The sequence below is a fragment of the Pseudomonas sp. P65(2024) genome (genome assembly GCF_057480955.1).
Genome location: NZ_JBLIYX010000010.1, coordinates 17040 through 33284, shown reverse-complemented (window position 1 = coordinate 33284; position 16245 = coordinate 17040). Strand labels below are relative to the sequence as shown.

Genomic DNA, 16245 nt, shown 5'->3' with positions numbered 1-16245 from the left:
TTGGAACGCATCATGAAAGTAGCGATACCTATATTGGGATTTTCGGCCGCTGGTGGTATGCGGGTATTGTCCCGCTTGGCCGATGATTTTCTTGCGCAAGGGCATGAGGTGGTGTTTTTCGCCTCGCAGGCCATCAACGAGCCTTATTACCCGACCCGGGCGAAGATCGAGACGTACCGCAGCCCTTTCCCCAATGTGCCGGTGATCCGCGGGCTGTTCAATCTGCTGGGCATGTTGTATTTCGTGCTGCGCAACCGTCGACGCTTCGACGTGTTCCTTGCCAACTTCTGCCTGACAGCCTTTCCCGTCTGGTTGGGAGCCCTGGGCACCGGCAAAGCCTGGTATTACATCCAAGCCTACGAGCCGGAGTTTTTCCCAGGGCGCACGCCTGGGACGTTGATTTCGCGGGCGCTTGCCGGGTTCAGTTATTTCCTGCCTGTGCACAAGGTGGTCAACGGTGCGATCTACCGCAACTACAAGTTGCTCAAGGCCGAGCGCGTCGTTGAGCCTGGTATCGATCTGGGGGTGTATGTGCATCAGCCACATCAAGCTGCCGAGGATGAGATCGTGGTTGGCTGCATTGGCCGCACGCTCGCCTGGAAGGGCACCCGGGAAATCATCGACGCGGTGCAGCGCGTACGGCAGGCGACGGGCCGCAATCTGGTACTGAATATCGCGTTCGAACTGCCCGAAGGAGTCGATCTTGCGCAGTATGGGTTCGTGCGGCTTTCCCAGCCTCATGGCGACCGGGCATTGGCGTCGTTCTATCGGCAGGCCGATGTCTTTGTGGCCACAGGGCTATTGCAGGATGGTGGCTTTCACTACCCATGCCTCGAGGCCATGGCCAGCGGTTGTGTGGTGATTTCCAATTACGGCCCGGCGCGTGAAGGCGCTGCGATCTGCGTACAGCAGGTGAGTACCGATGTCATCGCCGCGGCCCTCGAGCGATATCTCGATATGCTGCCATCCCAGCGCCAGGCGATGAGGGCGCGGGCCGCAGAGGTAGTGGTCGAGTACGACTGGGCCCGGATCTCGCGAAAAATGCTCGCTTATTTTGCTGAGGCGGCCTGACATGAGCATGGTGCAACTACTCAGTGAGCCGCGTGACCAAGCCGCCGTCCGAGGTGTTGGCGCTATCGTGGTGCTTTATCGACCTGATCATGGCCTGTTGGAACGGCTTGTCACGAGTGTGGTGGGGCAAGTCGAAGTGGTGTATGTCATCGACAACACCCCAGGTGGGCGGTGCGACGATTACGGAACGCTCCTGGGCGCCGCCAACGTTATCTACCACCCCTTGAACGACAACCTCGGGATCGCCACTGCACATAACCGGGGCATCGAGCTTGCCAGGCACGACGGATTGAGTCACGTGTTGCTGATGGACCAGGACAGCGAACTCGAGCCTGAAACCGTGTCGCGGCTTTTGCAGCATGAGGCGCGCCTGCTTGAGGCTGGTAGCGCGGTTGCCGCAGTCGGGCCGGTGTTTGTCGATGGCAAGACGGGTGAGCCGGCCCCGGCCATCGTACCTGGGTTGTTTGGCCCCCGGAAGGCGCCAATCGACCTTGCGGGGGAAGAGCCGGTACGCTCGACCTATATCATTGCGTCGGGTTCGCTGATCCGCTTGTCCGTGCTTGAACGCATTGGCGGTATGCAGGACAACCTGTTCATCGACTTTGTCGATATCGAATGGGGCGAGCGGGCCGCGCTGGCGGGGTATGGGTGCTACCTTGTCCCGTCGGTGACGATGAAGCACAGTATCGGTGATGAATTCGTCATCCTGATGGGGCGACGTGTGTTGCTGCACTCGGACTTCAGGAACTACTTCATCGTGCGAAACGCCGTGTTCCTGGCTTTGTGGAGTTCGCTCTCGGTCGCGACAAGGCTGCAACTGGTATTCAAGGTTCCTTATTACCTGTGTTGCTATTCGTGGTATTCAGCCAAGCGTGCTTTTGCTCTGCGTCTGTTGCTCGGCGCGGTGGGGGACGGGGTGCGAAAGCGCATGGGCAAAGGGCGTTTCCAGTGATGCCGAATATGGCGGCTGTCATGGCCGCCGCGGCCTTGTTCCCCAGATAAGTCATTTTCAAGTGTTGTGGATACGGAATTTTGAACCAACTGCTAGAAGGGGCTCCTGAACGGGGGCGTGAATCGCAATGACACCGAGATGTCTAGTCCTGCTCGCCGCCTATAATGGCCGCGAATTCATCGAGGAACAGGTTCGCTCCATCCTTGATCAGCGCGGTGTGTCCGTGAGTCTGCTGATCAGTGTCGATTGCTCCACCGATGGCACCGAAGCCTGGGTCGACGAGCTCGCGCGGTCCGAGCCACGCGTCAAGGTGCTGCCTCACGGTCTGCGTTTTGGTGGCGCTGCCCCGAATTTTTTCAGGTTGATCGAGGCTGCGGCAGCAGACGATCATGATTTCTTTGCCCTGGCCGACCAGGATGATATCTGGCTTGATGGCAAGCTGGCCCGCGGCTGCGAGGTTTTAAAGCAACAGCCTGTTCACGGTTTTTCATCGGACGTTCTGGCATTCTGGGCTGATGGCCGCGAGCGGATCGTCAGGAAGTCGCAGCCGCAAGTCGCCCACGACCATTTGTTCGAGGCAGCCGGGCCTGGCTGCACTTACATACTTGATCGCAACTTGATGAAAGCGTTGCAGGCAAACCTGCGCAGTCAAGGCGAGGACTTGCATCGGGTCAGCCTGCATGACTGGTACATCTATGCCTTCGCCAGGGCAAATGGCTTCCGCTGGCATATAGATGACCAGGCGCTCATGCGCTACCGACAACACGCCAGCAACCAGGTCGGTGTAAACAGCGGAATCAGTGCTTACAAGGCGCGCCTGGCCAAGGTGCTCAATGGCTGGTGGTTGGGGCAGTCTCATCTGATTGCCCGGCTGGTCGGTTTGGCTGACGATCCTTTCGTCAGGCAATGGCAACGCTTGGATCGCAGCGCCCTGTTGAGACTGGCTTGCAAGGGGCGCCAGTGTAGGCGTCGGCCCAGGGACCAGTTGTCTTTCGCCGTGTTTTGCCTGGCTCTGGCTATGGTCGGGGCGAGCAAATGAGCGCAGGACTTCTGATCACCGGCGCTACCGGTTTTGTCGGTAGCGCGCTCCTGCGTCGGTTGCTACGCGAAGACAAAGCACCGCTGCGGGCGCTGGTACGGCGCATCCCCGAGGGTGAACGCCCAGGTATCGAATACTGCCTGATCGATGACCTGTGCACGATCCCCTCGGAACAGGCAGTGTTCGTTGGCGTCGACACCGTCATCCATCTCGCCTCGCGGGTGCATGTGATGAACGAGACCTCCCAGGATCCCCTGGCGGCGTTTCGCAAAGTCAATGTCGAGGGCACTCTCAACGTCGCGCGCGCGGCAGCGCGGGCTGGGGTGAAGCGGTTTATCTTCGTCAGTTCCGTCAAGGTCAATGGCGAGACCACCGATGGCCGCCGGCCGTTCACCGCCGATGAGCAGCCCGCTGCGCAGGACCCATATGGCATCTCCAAGCACGAGGCCGAAGAGGCGTTACGTCAACTGGCCCGCGACACCTCGCTGGAAGTGGTCATCGTGCGCCCGCCGTTGGTGTATGGTCCAGGTGTCAAAGCCAATTTTCGCAGCATGCTTGGCTGGCTGGGCAAAGGTGTGCCGTTGCCCTTTGGCGCGATCCACAATGCACGCAGCCTGGTGGCGCTGGACAACCTGGTCGACCTGCTGGTGACCTGCATCGATCACCCAGCCGCCGCCAACCAGACCTTCCTGGTCAGCGACGGGCAAGACCTCTCCACGACTCAGCTGCTGGTGGGCCTTGGCGTGGCGCTTGGCAAACCTGCGCGGTTGCTGCCAGTGCCGGCGTCGTGGTTGCGCGGTGCAGCCATATTGGTCGGCAAGGGCGCACTGGCCCAGCGTCTGTGCGGCTCGCTGCAGGTGGATATCGGCAAGACCCGCGAGCTGTTGGGCTGGGCGCCACCGGTAGGCGTCGAACAGGCATTCAAGGCGACTGCCGAACATTTTTTGAAAGAGCGTGAACAATGACAGGATGGTGGTTGCTTCCTTTGGCTGTCGGGGCCTCTCTGCTACTGACAGCAGCCCTGCGACGTTACGCCTTGAACCGGCAGATCATCGATTTACCCAATGCCCGTAGTTCGCACACCGTCCCCACGCCCCGCGGCGGCGGTGTAGCGATCGTGGTAACCTTCCTTGCATGCCTGCCGGTACTGGGTGTGCTCGGTTGGGCGCCGCCTGCCGTCCTGATAGGTATCGGCGGTGCTGGCGCGCTGGTGGCGGTAATCGGTTTTATGGACGACCATGGCCATATTGCGGCGCGTTGGCGCCTGCTTGGCCATTTCGCCGCCGCGGCCTGGATGTTGTTCTGGCTCGATGGGCTGGCCCCCTTGGTGTTCGCGGGCCTGCACCTGGACTTGCAGTGGTTTGGTTACCTCCTGGCGGCGTTCTATAGCGTGTGGATGCTCAACCTCTACAATTTCATGGACGGTATCGACGGCATCGCCAGTCTGGAGGCCATCAGCGTCGGTATCGGCATGGCCGTGATCGCGATGCTGCTCGGTGCGCCCGAGCTTATGACCTTGCCCCTGTTGCTGGCGGCGGCCACGGCGGGTTTCCTGTTCTGGAACTTCCCGCCGGCGAAGATCTTCATGGGCGATGCCGGCAGCGGTTTTCTCGGTATCGTTCTGGCGGGCCTGTCGCTGCAGGCGGCCTGGCATTCGCCGCAGCTGTTCTGGTGCTGGCTTATATTGCTGGGCGTATTCGTGGTCGATGCCACGTTCACCCTGTTCCGTCGCCTGTTGCGCGGTGACAAGGTATACGAAGCGCACCGTAGTCACGGCTACCAGTTCGCTTCGCGCCACTATGGTCGGCACTTGCCCGTGACGTTGGCGGTGACGGCGATCAATGTGGGTTGGCTGCTGCCAGTGGCATTGTGCGTGGCACTGTTTGGCCTCGATGGTGCAGTGGGCGTGGTGATTGCCTACCTGCCGCTGGTGTTGTTGGCAGTGCGCTGGCGCGCCGGTGCGCTCGAGCATCCGGCAAAGTGAGATGAATAGGGAATGTTTTAGTGTCAGACAACACTTGCAGGGGTTTTATGGATAGGCTGCGTGCCCGATTGCTGGGATTGTCTCGTCGGCACAAGCGTCTGCTGCAGGTCGCGGCGGATGTGGTGCTGGTGTGGGTCGCGCTGTGGCTGGCATTCCTGGTGCGGCTGGGTATCGATGATGTGATCGACCCGCTGCGTGATCATTCATGGCTGTTCATCTGCGCGCCGCTTGTGGCTATTCCTTTGTTCATCCGGGTCGGCATGTATCGGGCGGTACTGCGTTATTTCGGTAATGACGCATTGATCACCATCATCAAGGCGGTCACGCTGTCGGCGCTGGTATTGGGGCTGCTCATCTATTGGGTGGGTAACAAAGAGAATGTGGTGCCTCGCTCGATCACCTTCAACTATTGGTGGTTGAGCATGATCATGCTCGGTGGGCTGCGCTTGCTGATGCGCCAATACTTTCTGGGCGACTGGTTCAACAGCGCAGCGACGCAGGGAGGGCGCTCCAACCAGGGCGAGGCGTCCACGCGGGTCGCTATCTATGGCGCTGGCGCGGCAGGTAACCAGCTGATGGCCGCCCTGCGGATGGGCAAGGCCATGCGCCCGGTAGCGTTCATTGATGACGATGCCAGCCTGACCAACCGGATGATCGCTGGGTTGCAGGTCTATGCTCCCAAGAATCTGCAGCGCATGATCGACGCCACTGGCGCCGAGGAAATCCTCCTGGCGTTGCCCTCGGTAAGCCGAAGCCGGCGCCGCGAGATTCTCAACCTGCTTGAAGGCTATCCGCTGCATGTACGTAGCGTGCCAGGCTTCATGGATCTCGCGAGTGGTAGAGTCAAGGTGGATGATATCCAGGAAGTGGATATCGCCGATTTGCTAGGGCGCGATGCCGTGCCCGCTCAGCAAGACCTGCTGGCGCGCTGCATTGCCGGGAACACGGTAATGGTTACCGGCGCCGGTGGCTCGATCGGCTCGGAGCTTTGCCGGCAGATCGTTGGCCAGCGGCCGCGCACGCTGCTGTTGTACGAACACAGCGAGTTCAACCTGTACAGCATCGCCAAGGAGCTGGAAGAACGCATCGGTCAGGATCAGCTTGGTGTGCAACTGATACCGATCCTGGGGTCGGTGCGAGATCAGCGAAAGCTGCTGGACATCATGCAGGCGTGGAAGGTCGACACTGTCTATCATGCCGCCGCCTACAAGCATGTGCCGATGGTCGAGCACAACATTGCCGAAGGTGTGCAGAACAACGTCATCGGTACGCTCTACACCGCCCAGGCGGCACTGCAGGCCCAGGTCGCCAATTTCGTGTTGATCTCCACCGACAAAGCCGTGCGCCCAACCAATGTCATGGGCAGTACCAAGCGTTTGGCCGAGATGGTGCTGCAAGCCTTGAGCAATGAGCGCGCACCAAGGCTCATGGGAGATGTCGGCAATGTCGCCCAAGTCAATAAGACCCGCTTCACCATGGTGCGGTTTGGCAATGTGCTTGGGTCGTCCGGCTCGGTGATTCCGTTGTTCCACGCGCAGATCAAGGCCGGTGGTCCGCTGACCGTGACCCATCCGAAGATCACTCGTTACTTCATGACCATTCCCGAGGCGGCCCAGCTGGTGATCCAGGCGGGTTCCATGGGGCAGGGGGGCGATGTGTTCGTGCTGGACATGGGCGAGCCAGTCAAGATTGTGGAGTTGGCGGAAAAGATGATTCATCTTTCCGGCTTGAGTGTGCGTTCCGAGTGTAACCCGCATGGCGACATCGCCATCGAGTTCAGCGGCTTGCGCCCTGGCGAGAAGCTCTATGAAGAGCTGCTGATTGGGGACAATGTATTGGGCACCCGGCATCCGATGATCATGAGCGCTCAAGAAGATTTTCTGATGTGGGATCGCTTGAAAGAGCACCTGAGCGTCCTGCTCAAAGCCATTGATACAGATGACTATACTCAAGTTCGGCAGACGCTCCGGGAAATGGTCAGTGGTTATGCTCCCGAGGGCGAAATTGTCGACTGGATTTACCAGCAGCGTCGACATCAGCGTTGAGCTTTGCCGGTTTGCTTTCTACACCGGCAGTATCTCGGTTGAGTCTAGTTAGAGGCACGCAGCGATGTGTAGCTGGCGAACGTGCCTCGTTTCACCTTGGCAGAACTATTGATCCTCGATCAGGAAATCCTCAAGGGGATTGTAACTAATTGGTGCGACGCGACTTCTGGGCAGCTATTGCCAGGATGCTTTGGATCTTAGGGGCTGTACGAAATGTGCCTGCGCGAAGGCCAGCCAAGGCGAAACGGGGTAAGGGAGCAGATTGTACTGGAGTTCATGAGTATTCTAAGCCCCGTTTCAACACAGTAAGGGCGAGTGCAGATAAGTTTCATACAGACCCTAGACTATGCTCACATTTTCTGAAAACGGAGTGTCGCACTCGCGCTCACTAGGAGATGGGTGATTATTTGTGTGCTAATGAGCGTGGTGGTAGTGTTAACTTTAACGCTATCGCCTTCTGTTGAACTACCTATGACGTTATAACTAATAATTAATCGCAAGGACAGGGCCAGCTTTTTGTTGGCGAAATCGGACATTGAGCTTTGTTGCGTGTCATTTTGGAGAAGCTATTTTGAGCGTGCCTTTTTTGGATTTGAAGAAAATTAATGGAGCTATGCGCGACGAGTTGGTGGCCGCCAGTACGCGTGTGATTGACTCCGGCTGGTATATCGCGGGGCCGGAATTAGAGGTGTTCGAAAGTCAGTTTGCGGATTATTGCGGCGTCGATCATTGTCTTGGTGTGGCGAACGGACTGGATGCCTTAACCCTGACTTTACGAGCTTGGAAATTGATGGGTAAGCTCAGTGAGGGTGATGAAGTTATCGTTCCGGCTAATACTTATATCGCCAGTATCCTCGCTATCACCGAAAATCGGTTGGTGCCTGTGCTAGTTGAGCCTGATATCGCTAGTTATAATTTGTGTCCAGAGCGGGTGCGCTCAGCGATCACCGCTAAAACCAAGGCCATCCTGCTTGTGCACTTATATGGACGTTTGGCCAATGTAGCCACTATTCGTGAAATCGCCGATGTGCACAACCTTCTGGTTCTAGAGGACTCCGCGCAAGCTCACGGCGCAGCTTTTAATGGAAAGAGAGCAGGGAGCTGGGGTGATGCTTCGGGATTCAGTTTCTATCCGGGTAAAAACCTTGGTGCTTTGGGGGATGCCGGTGCCATCACCACCAATGATGCAGAACTTGCTCGAACCTTGAAGGCTCTGCGCAATTATGGTTCTCATATCAAGTACCAAAATATCATGCCAGGAGTAAACAGTCGTCTGGATGAGCTGCAGGCTGCGATACTGTCTGTCAAACTGAAGTATCTGGATCAACAGACTAATCATCGTAGAACTGTGGCCAAACGATACCTTCGGGGTATTGATAATGAGCGATTGATCATGCCTTGCCCGCCTGAGCAAGCCATGGCAGAGAGTAATGTTTGGCATGTTTTCGTTGTCCGTAGTGATGCTCGTGCAGCACTACAAAAGCACTTGCAGGACAAGGGTGTGCAGACGCTTATTCACTATCCGATACCACCACATCGGCAGCAGGCATACGTGCAATTCAATCACCTTCATCTCCCTGTTACTGAAGCGATTCATGAACAAATTCTCAGTTTACCAATGAGCTCCTGCATGGATGATGGCCAAGTTGCAGCGGTGATTGAAGCCTGCAATAGTTTTTGTTAAAGCGGTATGATGTGAGGAAGGTAACCAAACCACGGATAAGGGGGGCTTCCATACACAGATTAAGTCGGTGCATGTCGAGAGGGGTAGCGCTTACAATAATAAAGGTAAATGCGAAACGAGCGTTGTCCAGCTGGGCTCCCGGGCATAGTGTTATTGAAATTGTGTAGCAATAAAGACGTTTAGTGACAGGCTGTGGTCCGTGCTCCGTGGTTGTCTGATAAGTATAGCCAAGACCCAGCTTGTCTGCGCTTTCCTTTTAAGTGGTAGATATTTTAATTTCTGATCATGCTACAAATCTGCGTTGATCTTCAGAAGATTAGTGTCATTGAAGCGTGCATGCCAGCTGTTTTCCGCTTTGAATTTCTCTATAAAAGAGGGAGAGGGAGGCGTATAAGCCAGGGCCGCTTCTGACAGCGTCAGCATCGAGTCGTGGTGATCGCATAGATAGACGCCCAGTTTGTCGCCGCGATAACACATTTCACCAAAACGAGTCGACATGACTGGAAGACCAGTCGCGATATACTCATAATATTTAATTGGGTCAACACCAGCCGTGAGAGGGGTCTGCCGAAACGGTATGAGCCCTACGTCGAAAGTGAGCATGAGCTCTAGAGCCTCACGATGACTGCAAGCCGGGTGTATAGATACATTACTTGGAAGGGTGCCTTTGAAGCGATTACTAAGAGGGCCGACGATCAAGATTGCGTCCTGTGGGCGAGCGATGGCAAGTTTTACGATCCATTCCCAATCGAACCATGCGCCGACTGTGCCAATATAACCAAATATCTTCCGATGGCTAGATCCTTTCTGTTTGGCTAGCTTAGGCATCAGTTCGGGGTCGAGCGCATTTGCTATGAAGCGTACGTCCGTATGCTGCGATCGCCACTTTTCGGTTAACAGTGTTGATGAGGTCAGCACGGTTGTGGCTTGCGCCCCTATCTTATTCTCGCGACGGCGCATTGATAGACGAGATAGTCCAGAGAAAAATGCCGGAAAATCATCCATCGCATCATAGATTACATCACTGAATTTTAGCTCGGCGGCTAGCCTCAATGCCAATTCGGAAGGTTTTCCAATTACAAGCAATGTCTGCTGCTGTTTGGCAAAAGACCCCACGGTCTCGATGAGCGATGTCCAGAACAGACGGTAATTGATCGCGCCGGAGAAAGGTAGGGGCTCGATTGGAAGCGAGCGGGGCCGAATTACCTCCGCCCATGGCTCCGACGCTTCGATACCCGAGTCGTGGCCGCGCGCCTGCAACAAGTCGCTCACCCGTGGTAAGCGACTCGGATAGGGGTCTATCCAAAGCACTTTACCTTGGGTAATGCAGTGGAACCAGCGAGCAAACTTCTGGGGACGTTGCGCGAAGCTGCTCCAAGGGACAGGAGATAGATAGACCAGCTGCATCAGGCGAAGTGCTTCTTCAATACGGCAACTATGCGCGCAGAGCTCTTGCCATCTCCATAGGGGGAGACGCCCCGTGCCATCGCTTTATAGGCGACAGGGTTGTCAAGCAGGGTCTGAGCTTCAGCGAGGATACGTTCATGGTTTGGCCCGACGAGTTTTACTACGCCAATATCTACAGCCTCCGGTCGTTCGGTCTCGTCACGCAAGACAAGTACTGGAACACCCAGTGCCGGCGCCTCTTCCTGAACACCGCCCGAGTCGCTAATGATCAGATAAGCCTGCTTCATTGCAGCGATAAATGGAGCGTAGTCCAGAGGTTGACAGAGGACAACATTTTCGATGTTTCCCAGCATGGTGTGCGCGACATCCTTGACGTTAGGGTTGGGGTGCACAGGGTAGAGAATCTGGATGTCCGGGTTGCGTTCGGCAAGGTCTCTCAGTGCGCGGCAGATATTCTCGAACGGTTCACCAAAGTTCTCGCGACGGTGAGAGGTAACCAAGACAAGTCGTTTGCTTGGATCCGTTTCGACTCCAATTTGCAAGTCTTTTTGCGCAGTCATGAGCAGCGCGTCAATCACTGTGTTACCGGTGACGTGAATATTCTGAGAAGATATGCCTTCACGCAGCAGATTTTCCCTTGAACTTTCGGTGGGGGAAAAATGCCAACGGGTCAGTCGCCCCGCCAGAACGCGGTTGGCTTCTTCCGGAAATGGATTCTGCATATCCCAAGTACGTAGGCCTGCCTCGACATGCCCAAAAGGAATGCGACGATAGAAACAGGCCAGGGCCATTGCAAATACGGTTGTTGTGTCGCCTTGGGCGATTACCACATCTGGCTTCTCATCGACAAGCACTTTGTCTAGCTCAAGCAGCAGGCGGGCGGTGAGTTCCGTAAGGTTCTGGTTGGGTTTCATGATATTGAGATCGATATCAGGAACAATATCGAAGAATGCCATGACCTGATCAAGCATTTCACGGTGTTGCGCGGTAGCAAGTACACGGACTTGTGCCCAGGATTGTTTTTTGAGTTCGAGGATAACCGGAGCCATCTTAATGGCTTCAGGCCGAGTGCCGACCGTGCAGATGATTTTCATTAAAGAACCTATTGTCTATTTGTTCAGGGGCGGCGGAGTATCCAGCGTGTCATGATAAACGTAAGAGGGATACTTACGAATATGACGACCAGCGGAGCGAGTATTTTTGGCACGTCAAGTTGTTCGACAAGAGTGCCCAGCAGCAAGGCCGAAATGAGATATTGAACCAGATAGACCACTGGGTAGGCAAAGAGACCTCGCCAAGTCATAGGCGTCTTGAAGACAAATGTGGCATTGATCCAATAGGAAAAAACGATACCCGAAAGGTAGGCAGCGGCGTAGGCGAACTGATAGGGTAATGTTAAATGCAAAATATAATAAATTGCATAGGTCAATGCCGTATTCAGGCCGCCGCCGAGCAGGAATTTCGCGGATTCGACGGACAGAGACTGTCGGCTCATAGGTATCTACTCACGGGAAGCACGGCTGAGTCTGCTGAATTCGCTGTATTCACGAATGTAGTCGGCTGCATCATAGGGCTCGGAAGCAAAGACTAGCAACACTGCATCAGAAGAGTACTTGTACTGAATGCCCCAAGTCATTGGTGGTAAATATAGTCCAAGTTCCGGCTTGTTCAAAGTTATTTCTTCTCTAACCATTCCGTCATCGACGACGACACTAATGCTCCCCTTGACCGCGATAAGGAATTGATGGCAGCGATGGTGGGCATGCTCACCTCGAGTATCCGCAGTGGGAACATCGTAAACGAGAAAGTAGCGTTTGGGTTCAAAGGGAATATCGCGTGGAAACTCACCAACCGAAAGGCTGCCTCTCAAATCAGTAACCGATTTAAACTTGTGCAGCATTACACCTCTGACACGGGTGGCTACCAGGCCGGCCTCTGCCGACTTTGTTGCCTCCTCCTTGAGAGAGGCGGTGTTGGAAGAGTTCGCATAGCCGACAATCTTCGCGGGATTTCCGGAAACGATTGCAAAGGGAGGAACGGTGCGTTCAACTACGGAACCAGGTGTGATAATCGAGTTTTCACCGAGTGTCACACCCTCACGAATCGTGGCATTGGCTCCCACGACCGCCTTTTTCCCCACATTAATTGCGCAGCCTGCGATCGAGGAGGTGGCAGACGGCTCGGGCGAAAAAGTGGCGTTCGGACCAATATAGGCATCATCGGCTATCTGGATGCCGGACCATAGCTGGACGCCACACTTGATGGTGACTCGGTTACCCAATATGACATCATTTTCAATGACGACATGTTCACCAATTACGCATTCGCAACCTATACGGGATCCGGCATGTATGAACGTAAACGGATGTACTTGCGTATTGTCACCAATATCCCTGCTTTCACAAAGACTGGCGGGGTGAATGAAATAAGTCGCCTGTTCATTTTTCATTGTTGAACGCCTCTGTTCTCAGCGCGATCGCGATAGGGCGGGTTTTGGTGTTTTCATAAGTGCGCCAAGCATAGGAGCCAACTATGCCGAGGCCTAACAGGTTAGCGGCGCCGAGGAGTACAATAACGTTGATGGTCATGGCATAACCTGAAACCGTGATCAGGCCAAGTAGTCGGGCAATGGCAACAATGATTCCGAAGGCGGCAGCCACGACTGTCGTGGCTGCCCCTAGCCTTGTAAGCACACGAATTGGTAGGTCAGTGAACGCAAATATGCTGTCCATCATGTAGTTAAATTTCTTCGAAAACGTCCACGCTGACTTGCCATGTTGACGTTTCAGTCGGGAGTATGTAACGGTCTTGCGTCGGTATCCCAGCCAAAACACTTGTGCGATCAGCGAACTGTGGCGTTCATCCAAGGTCAGTAAGGTATCGCGGAAGGCCTTGTTGCAACCGAATACGTCAACGCCTCCTTCTGGGATATCCGCCACGACATAGCGCCGATAAAGTCCCCAGAACGTCTTTGCCGCCAAACGGGAGAAAAATGGATCGTCTCGTGCCTCTCGGACGCCCAGCACCACATCATATGCGCCTGTCAGTAGCTCTTCATTCATCTTGATGACCAACTCCGGCGGCTCTTGCAAATCGGCGGCCATGACAGCAAAGCGGTCACCCCTGGCGTGTTGCAGGCCGATTCGAATAGCGGGAAAGGAGCCAAAATTACGGGTCAACAGGATGAGTTTTGAGGAGAAATACTGGCTGGGGAGCTGGTCACGTAGAACCTCATAGCAGCGATCAGGACTACCGTCTACAACAAAGACTGCTTCGAAATTGGACGAGACTTCCTGATTCAGCTTGCTAACCGCTGCCAGAAGGTCTGGTAATGACCCTTCGTTCTTATAGACGGGGATAATCAAACTTAGCAAAACTGAATGCTCCTTTTCATGTGCAGCGTATGGCTTTCGCAACCGGTAACCGTCGTCAAACTGCTTTGCCGACGGCGGAGGTCGAGGCGAAATGCCCAGGAATTCGCTTGGGTGTTATGAGCGAAAGCAATATAAATCAGCGTTCGCTATTGGTTTTCGAATAACGGTATCACGATCCCTGCTGCTGTGGAATAGGAGAGGGGCTGAGCGGCAGGCTGTTAGCAGGGCGTAGGATAAGACGTTTCAGTCGCATAGCCTTTTTTTCGATCAAGTGCCAAGACAAGACGCCACAAAGCAGGGCCAAGGTGATCGATGCCGCACAGTTCTGCAGGCCGGAGAACCCAGGGAAGAGCCAGGCTACCAGTTGCTGGCACGGCCAACCGTAGAGATAGACTCCGTAGGAATAGTCTCCAAATCGATCAAGCCAGGCAAACTGTTTGAGAAAGCTGACCGAGCAGAAGAAAGTGACCAGTACGATAATATAGGAAAATGCAAAACGGTCTGTATTAATAGTGATGCCAGCAAGGAATAATGCTATCAGCAGATAGTAGGGGCTTGCCGGTATGTGCATGCGGTTCATGTAGAGAAACGAACCAATGTAGAAGAAAAGGCATACGTGATACATTGTGGAGTTGTTGATGTAGGCTATAAGCTCTGAGTAGTTGCTCCAACCAGCGACTATAACGATAAAAAATACGCTGTTGAATATTGCTCTGCTGCGCATTAAACCAAGCAGGAATGCCCCAAGAAGCACGATGTACAGCCAAACCTCAATTAGGACCGACCAGATTGACCCATTGACTGCTTGGTTGTGGTTTTCAGTAAAAACGCCTGGCAGGAAAAAACCACCTTTATAAGCCAATGCCAATCCACTGAAATAACTCCAGACCTCACCATGGGTCAGGTAATCACGAATCGGAAGTGTCGTCACTATGGCCCCTAGTAAAAAGGTGACCAAGAACAAATTTACCCAAAGGGCCGGAAAAATTCGTAATGCACGCGAGATGATGTAGTTTATAGCGCCGCCTTTCAATATGCTGGCTGTGACCAGGAAGCCACTAATCAGAAAGAACAGATCCACGGCAACGCCACCGGCGAATGCATAGTTTGTGGTTCGTGTCACCCAGTCTGGGCCGGCCGTCGCAACGATGGCGTTGGTATGCCCGTAAATCACTGCCAGTGCAGCCACCAAACGAATGAATGTAAGGTTGTTTTCCTTGCCGACAAACAAGTCCCCTAACGTCTTCATTTATGAGTTATCTCCGAGTCTGATTGTCAGGCAGTCAGTGGGGGGGGTGGGTTCAATCACGACCTTACCATTGGATGCTGCAGCACCTTGCTGCATGCCGGGGTAATAGGGGGAGTTAGCATCAAGCGAAATGTGCCAAACGGTCTGCAGATCCAAGACAAACGACAGGTAGCGTGAACTGTGCATATACCAAGGGGAAAAAGGGCTGGCGCCGATGATGCAGGTCATGGGCGAAGTATTGATGGCCGCCTTGTTGGACAGCAGTTGTTCAAAAGACAGGCGGTTGGCGCCTGCAACGTTGTCATACCAGGATGCAATGCTCTTGCGACCAGGCGTGTCTGTGCCGTAAAGCACTGCGGCCAAAATTGCTAAGGTGATGAGGGAAAATAGGTCTCGGCGTGCCGTGGTCAGGCCCTTGCTCATTTCGAGGACAGTCGCATAAACCCCGCCAACGATGAACGGAGTCCAGATTATTTCGTAATAGGCATTGACGTGATTGGGGAGCACAGAGTAGGGCGCCATAATTGTCAACGCTGCGCCAATTGGGTAAAGGGTCTTGGCGAGATTGCGCTCGCGGATGCATAGAACAAGGGCGCCAAATGCACAGAATATGAATGCGCCTAGAATGACATACCCATGCTGGAGCATCGCCGGGTGAGATGCACCTAGCAGGTAATGGATGATGGTGCTGGTAACGCCGAGAGGCGAGGTATCGATAAAGTACGAAGACTGTGTGTTTGTTTCTCCCAGGAAGCTGGATGCGGCGATAAACTTCGCACCGGCAACGACCGCTAGGGATATCAGCACGGCGCCGATGCCGATGGCTGCGCGCCTTGCCAGAGGCTTAGCGGTTTTCAGCAGGAGGTAAGCCAGTGTAAATACATAGAAGAGGATAAAGTCCTCTTTGGCTAGGGCTGACAGAATTAATAGTACGGCAGATAGATAAAGATAGGCGTTTCCCTGTTTTCGCGAGTCTACGAAGAGCAGGTAGGCCGCCGCCAAGCCAAGGCACCCCGATAATGTATGGGTTATCATGCCTGTATATCGCGCATACTCGGCGATGATGGGTGTTGATAGTGTGGCAATGGCGAATACCCCAGTGGTTAGAAGGTAGTGCCGGGTGTCGATTAGTTCATTGATGATTTTCCATGCAAAAAACACATAGAGGATGGTAAGTAGGCGAACAGTCCAAATCAGATAGTCCGGTCCCAGTGTTGACAAAAAATGAATAAGCCAGGTCGACAGTGGTCGAATCCAGCTCCACTCGAAGGGGAGTGCTCCAAGGGAATAGTTGGAGTAGTCGTCGTGATGGACGGGCAAGGAATTCGGTGCTATGGGGGACACCGAATAGTAAGTCATCCAGAAAAATACCAGAGCAGTAATGACGAATGCGCCAGCGTATTTGTAGGTGGTCAGGTTAAGATGTACTGGTGAGCTCAT

General features: G+C 54.5%; 14 protein-coding genes. 7 read left to right on the top strand and 7 right to left on the bottom strand.

Annotated elements, in window-relative coordinates; genetic code table 11:
- Positions 1-12 precede the first annotated feature (12 nt).
- The 7 genes from AC25MA_RS15055 (at position 13) to AC25MA_RS15025 (ending at position 8775) form a co-directional block, all read left to right on the top strand.
- On the top strand, positions 13-1071 hold the full coding sequence (locus tag AC25MA_RS15055; protein WP_486972177.1) for a glycosyltransferase family 4 protein: 1059 nt from the start codon (positions 13-15) through the stop codon (positions 1069-1071).
- A gap of 1 nt (position 1072) precedes the next feature.
- Positions 1073-2023, top strand: coding sequence for a glycosyltransferase family 2 protein (locus AC25MA_RS15050; RefSeq protein ID WP_486972176.1), 951 nt, complete (start codon positions 1073-1075; stop codon positions 2021-2023).
- Between the two features lie 127 nt (positions 2024-2150).
- Entirely contained in the window at positions 2151-3062 is a 912-nt protein-coding gene (locus tag AC25MA_RS15045; RefSeq protein WP_486972175.1) for a glycosyltransferase, read from the top strand.
- Positions 3059-4027 carry a UDP-glucose 4-epimerase family protein gene (locus tag AC25MA_RS15040; protein ID WP_486972174.1) on the top strand — a complete coding sequence of 323 codons (969 nt, stop codon included), beginning with the start codon at positions 3059-3061 and terminating at the stop codon, positions 4025-4027. Before AC25MA_RS15045 ends, AC25MA_RS15040 begins: the two co-directional genes overlap by 4 nt.
- A complete protein-coding gene (locus AC25MA_RS15035; protein ID WP_486972173.1) occupies positions 4024-5046 on the top strand; it encodes an MraY family glycosyltransferase in 1023 nt (340 codons plus the stop codon). The genes AC25MA_RS15040 and AC25MA_RS15035 overlap by 4 nt, the downstream gene beginning before the upstream one ends.
- 47 nt (positions 5047-5093) lie before the next feature.
- The gene (locus AC25MA_RS15030; protein WP_486972172.1) at positions 5094-7091 is read left to right on the top strand and encodes a polysaccharide biosynthesis protein; all 1998 of its coding nucleotides are present in this window, start codon (positions 5094-5096) and stop codon (positions 7089-7091) included.
- Between the two features lie 571 nt (positions 7092-7662).
- Positions 7663-8775, top strand: coding sequence for a DegT/DnrJ/EryC1/StrS family aminotransferase (locus tag AC25MA_RS15025; RefSeq protein ID WP_486972171.1), 1113 nt, complete (start codon positions 7663-7665; stop codon positions 8773-8775).
- Positions 8776-9063: 288 nt separating this feature from the next.
- Here the strand turns inward: AC25MA_RS15025 and AC25MA_RS15020 are convergent, their stop codons facing one another.
- From AC25MA_RS15020 to AC25MA_RS14990, 7 genes are all read right to left on the bottom strand, one after another.
- The gene (locus tag AC25MA_RS15020; RefSeq protein WP_486972170.1) at positions 9064-10182 is read right to left on the bottom strand and encodes a glycosyltransferase family protein; all 1119 of its coding nucleotides are present in this window, start codon (positions 10180-10182) and stop codon (positions 9064-9066) included.
- Positions 10182-11276 carry a non-hydrolyzing UDP-N-acetylglucosamine 2-epimerase gene (gene wecB, locus AC25MA_RS15015; protein ID WP_486972169.1) on the bottom strand — a complete coding sequence of 365 codons (1095 nt, stop codon included), beginning with the start codon at positions 11274-11276 and terminating at the stop codon, positions 10182-10184. Before wecB ends, AC25MA_RS15020 begins: the two co-directional genes overlap by 1 nt.
- Positions 11277-11299: 23 nt before the next feature.
- The gene (locus AC25MA_RS15010) at positions 11300-11677 is read right to left on the bottom strand and encodes a GtrA family protein (protein ID WP_486972168.1); all 378 of its coding nucleotides are present in this window, start codon (positions 11675-11677) and stop codon (positions 11300-11302) included.
- Between the two features lie 6 nt (positions 11678-11683).
- A complete protein-coding gene (locus AC25MA_RS15005) occupies positions 11684-12631 on the bottom strand; it encodes a WxcM-like domain-containing protein (protein ID WP_486972167.1) in 948 nt (315 codons plus the stop codon).
- On the bottom strand, positions 12621-13556 hold the full coding sequence (locus AC25MA_RS15000) for a glycosyltransferase family 2 protein (RefSeq protein WP_486972166.1): 936 nt from the start codon (positions 13554-13556) through the stop codon (positions 12621-12623). Before AC25MA_RS15000 ends, AC25MA_RS15005 begins: the two co-directional genes overlap by 11 nt.
- A 169-nt stretch (positions 13557-13725) precedes the next feature.
- The gene (locus tag AC25MA_RS14995; protein WP_486972165.1) at positions 13726-14805 is read right to left on the bottom strand and encodes an acyltransferase family protein; all 1080 of its coding nucleotides are present in this window, start codon (positions 14803-14805) and stop codon (positions 13726-13728) included.
- A complete protein-coding gene (locus AC25MA_RS14990; RefSeq protein ID WP_486972164.1) occupies positions 14806-16245 on the bottom strand; it encodes a glycosyltransferase family protein in 1440 nt (479 codons plus the stop codon). It lies immediately after the preceding gene.

Coding starts and splice junctions, on each gene's coding strand:
- AC25MA_RS15045 (WP_486972175.1), top strand. CDS start 2,151: ATGACACCGAGATGTCTAGTCCTGCTCGCCGCCTATAATGGCCGCGAA.
- AC25MA_RS14995 (WP_486972165.1), bottom strand. CDS start 14,805: ATGAAGACGTTAGGGGACTTGTTTGTCGGCAAGGAAAACAACCTTACA.
- AC25MA_RS15005 (WP_486972167.1), bottom strand. CDS start 12,631: ATGAAAAATGAACAGGCGACTTATTTCATTCACCCCGCCAGTCTTTGT.
- AC25MA_RS15030 (WP_486972172.1), top strand. CDS start 5,094: ATGGATAGGCTGCGTGCCCGATTGCTGGGATTGTCTCGTCGGCACAAG.
- AC25MA_RS15050 (WP_486972176.1), top strand. CDS start 1,073: ATGAGCATGGTGCAACTACTCAGTGAGCCGCGTGACCAAGCCGCCGTC.
- AC25MA_RS14990 (WP_486972164.1), bottom strand. CDS start 16,245: ATGAGCTCACCAGTACATCTTAACCTGACCACCTACAAATACGCTGGC.
- AC25MA_RS15040 (WP_486972174.1), top strand. CDS start 3,059: ATGAGCGCAGGACTTCTGATCACCGGCGCTACCGGTTTTGTCGGTAGC.
- AC25MA_RS15010 (WP_486972168.1), bottom strand. CDS start 11,677: ATGAGCCGACAGTCTCTGTCCGTCGAATCCGCGAAATTCCTGCTCGGC.
- AC25MA_RS15020 (WP_486972170.1), bottom strand. CDS start 10,182: ATGCAGCTGGTCTATCTATCTCCTGTCCCTTGGAGCAGCTTCGCGCAA.
- wecB (WP_486972169.1), bottom strand. CDS start 11,276: ATGAAAATCATCTGCACGGTCGGCACTCGGCCTGAAGCCATTAAGATG.
- AC25MA_RS15055 (WP_486972177.1), top strand. CDS start 13: ATGAAAGTAGCGATACCTATATTGGGATTTTCGGCCGCTGGTGGTATG.
- AC25MA_RS15035 (WP_486972173.1), top strand. CDS start 4,024: ATGACAGGATGGTGGTTGCTTCCTTTGGCTGTCGGGGCCTCTCTGCTA.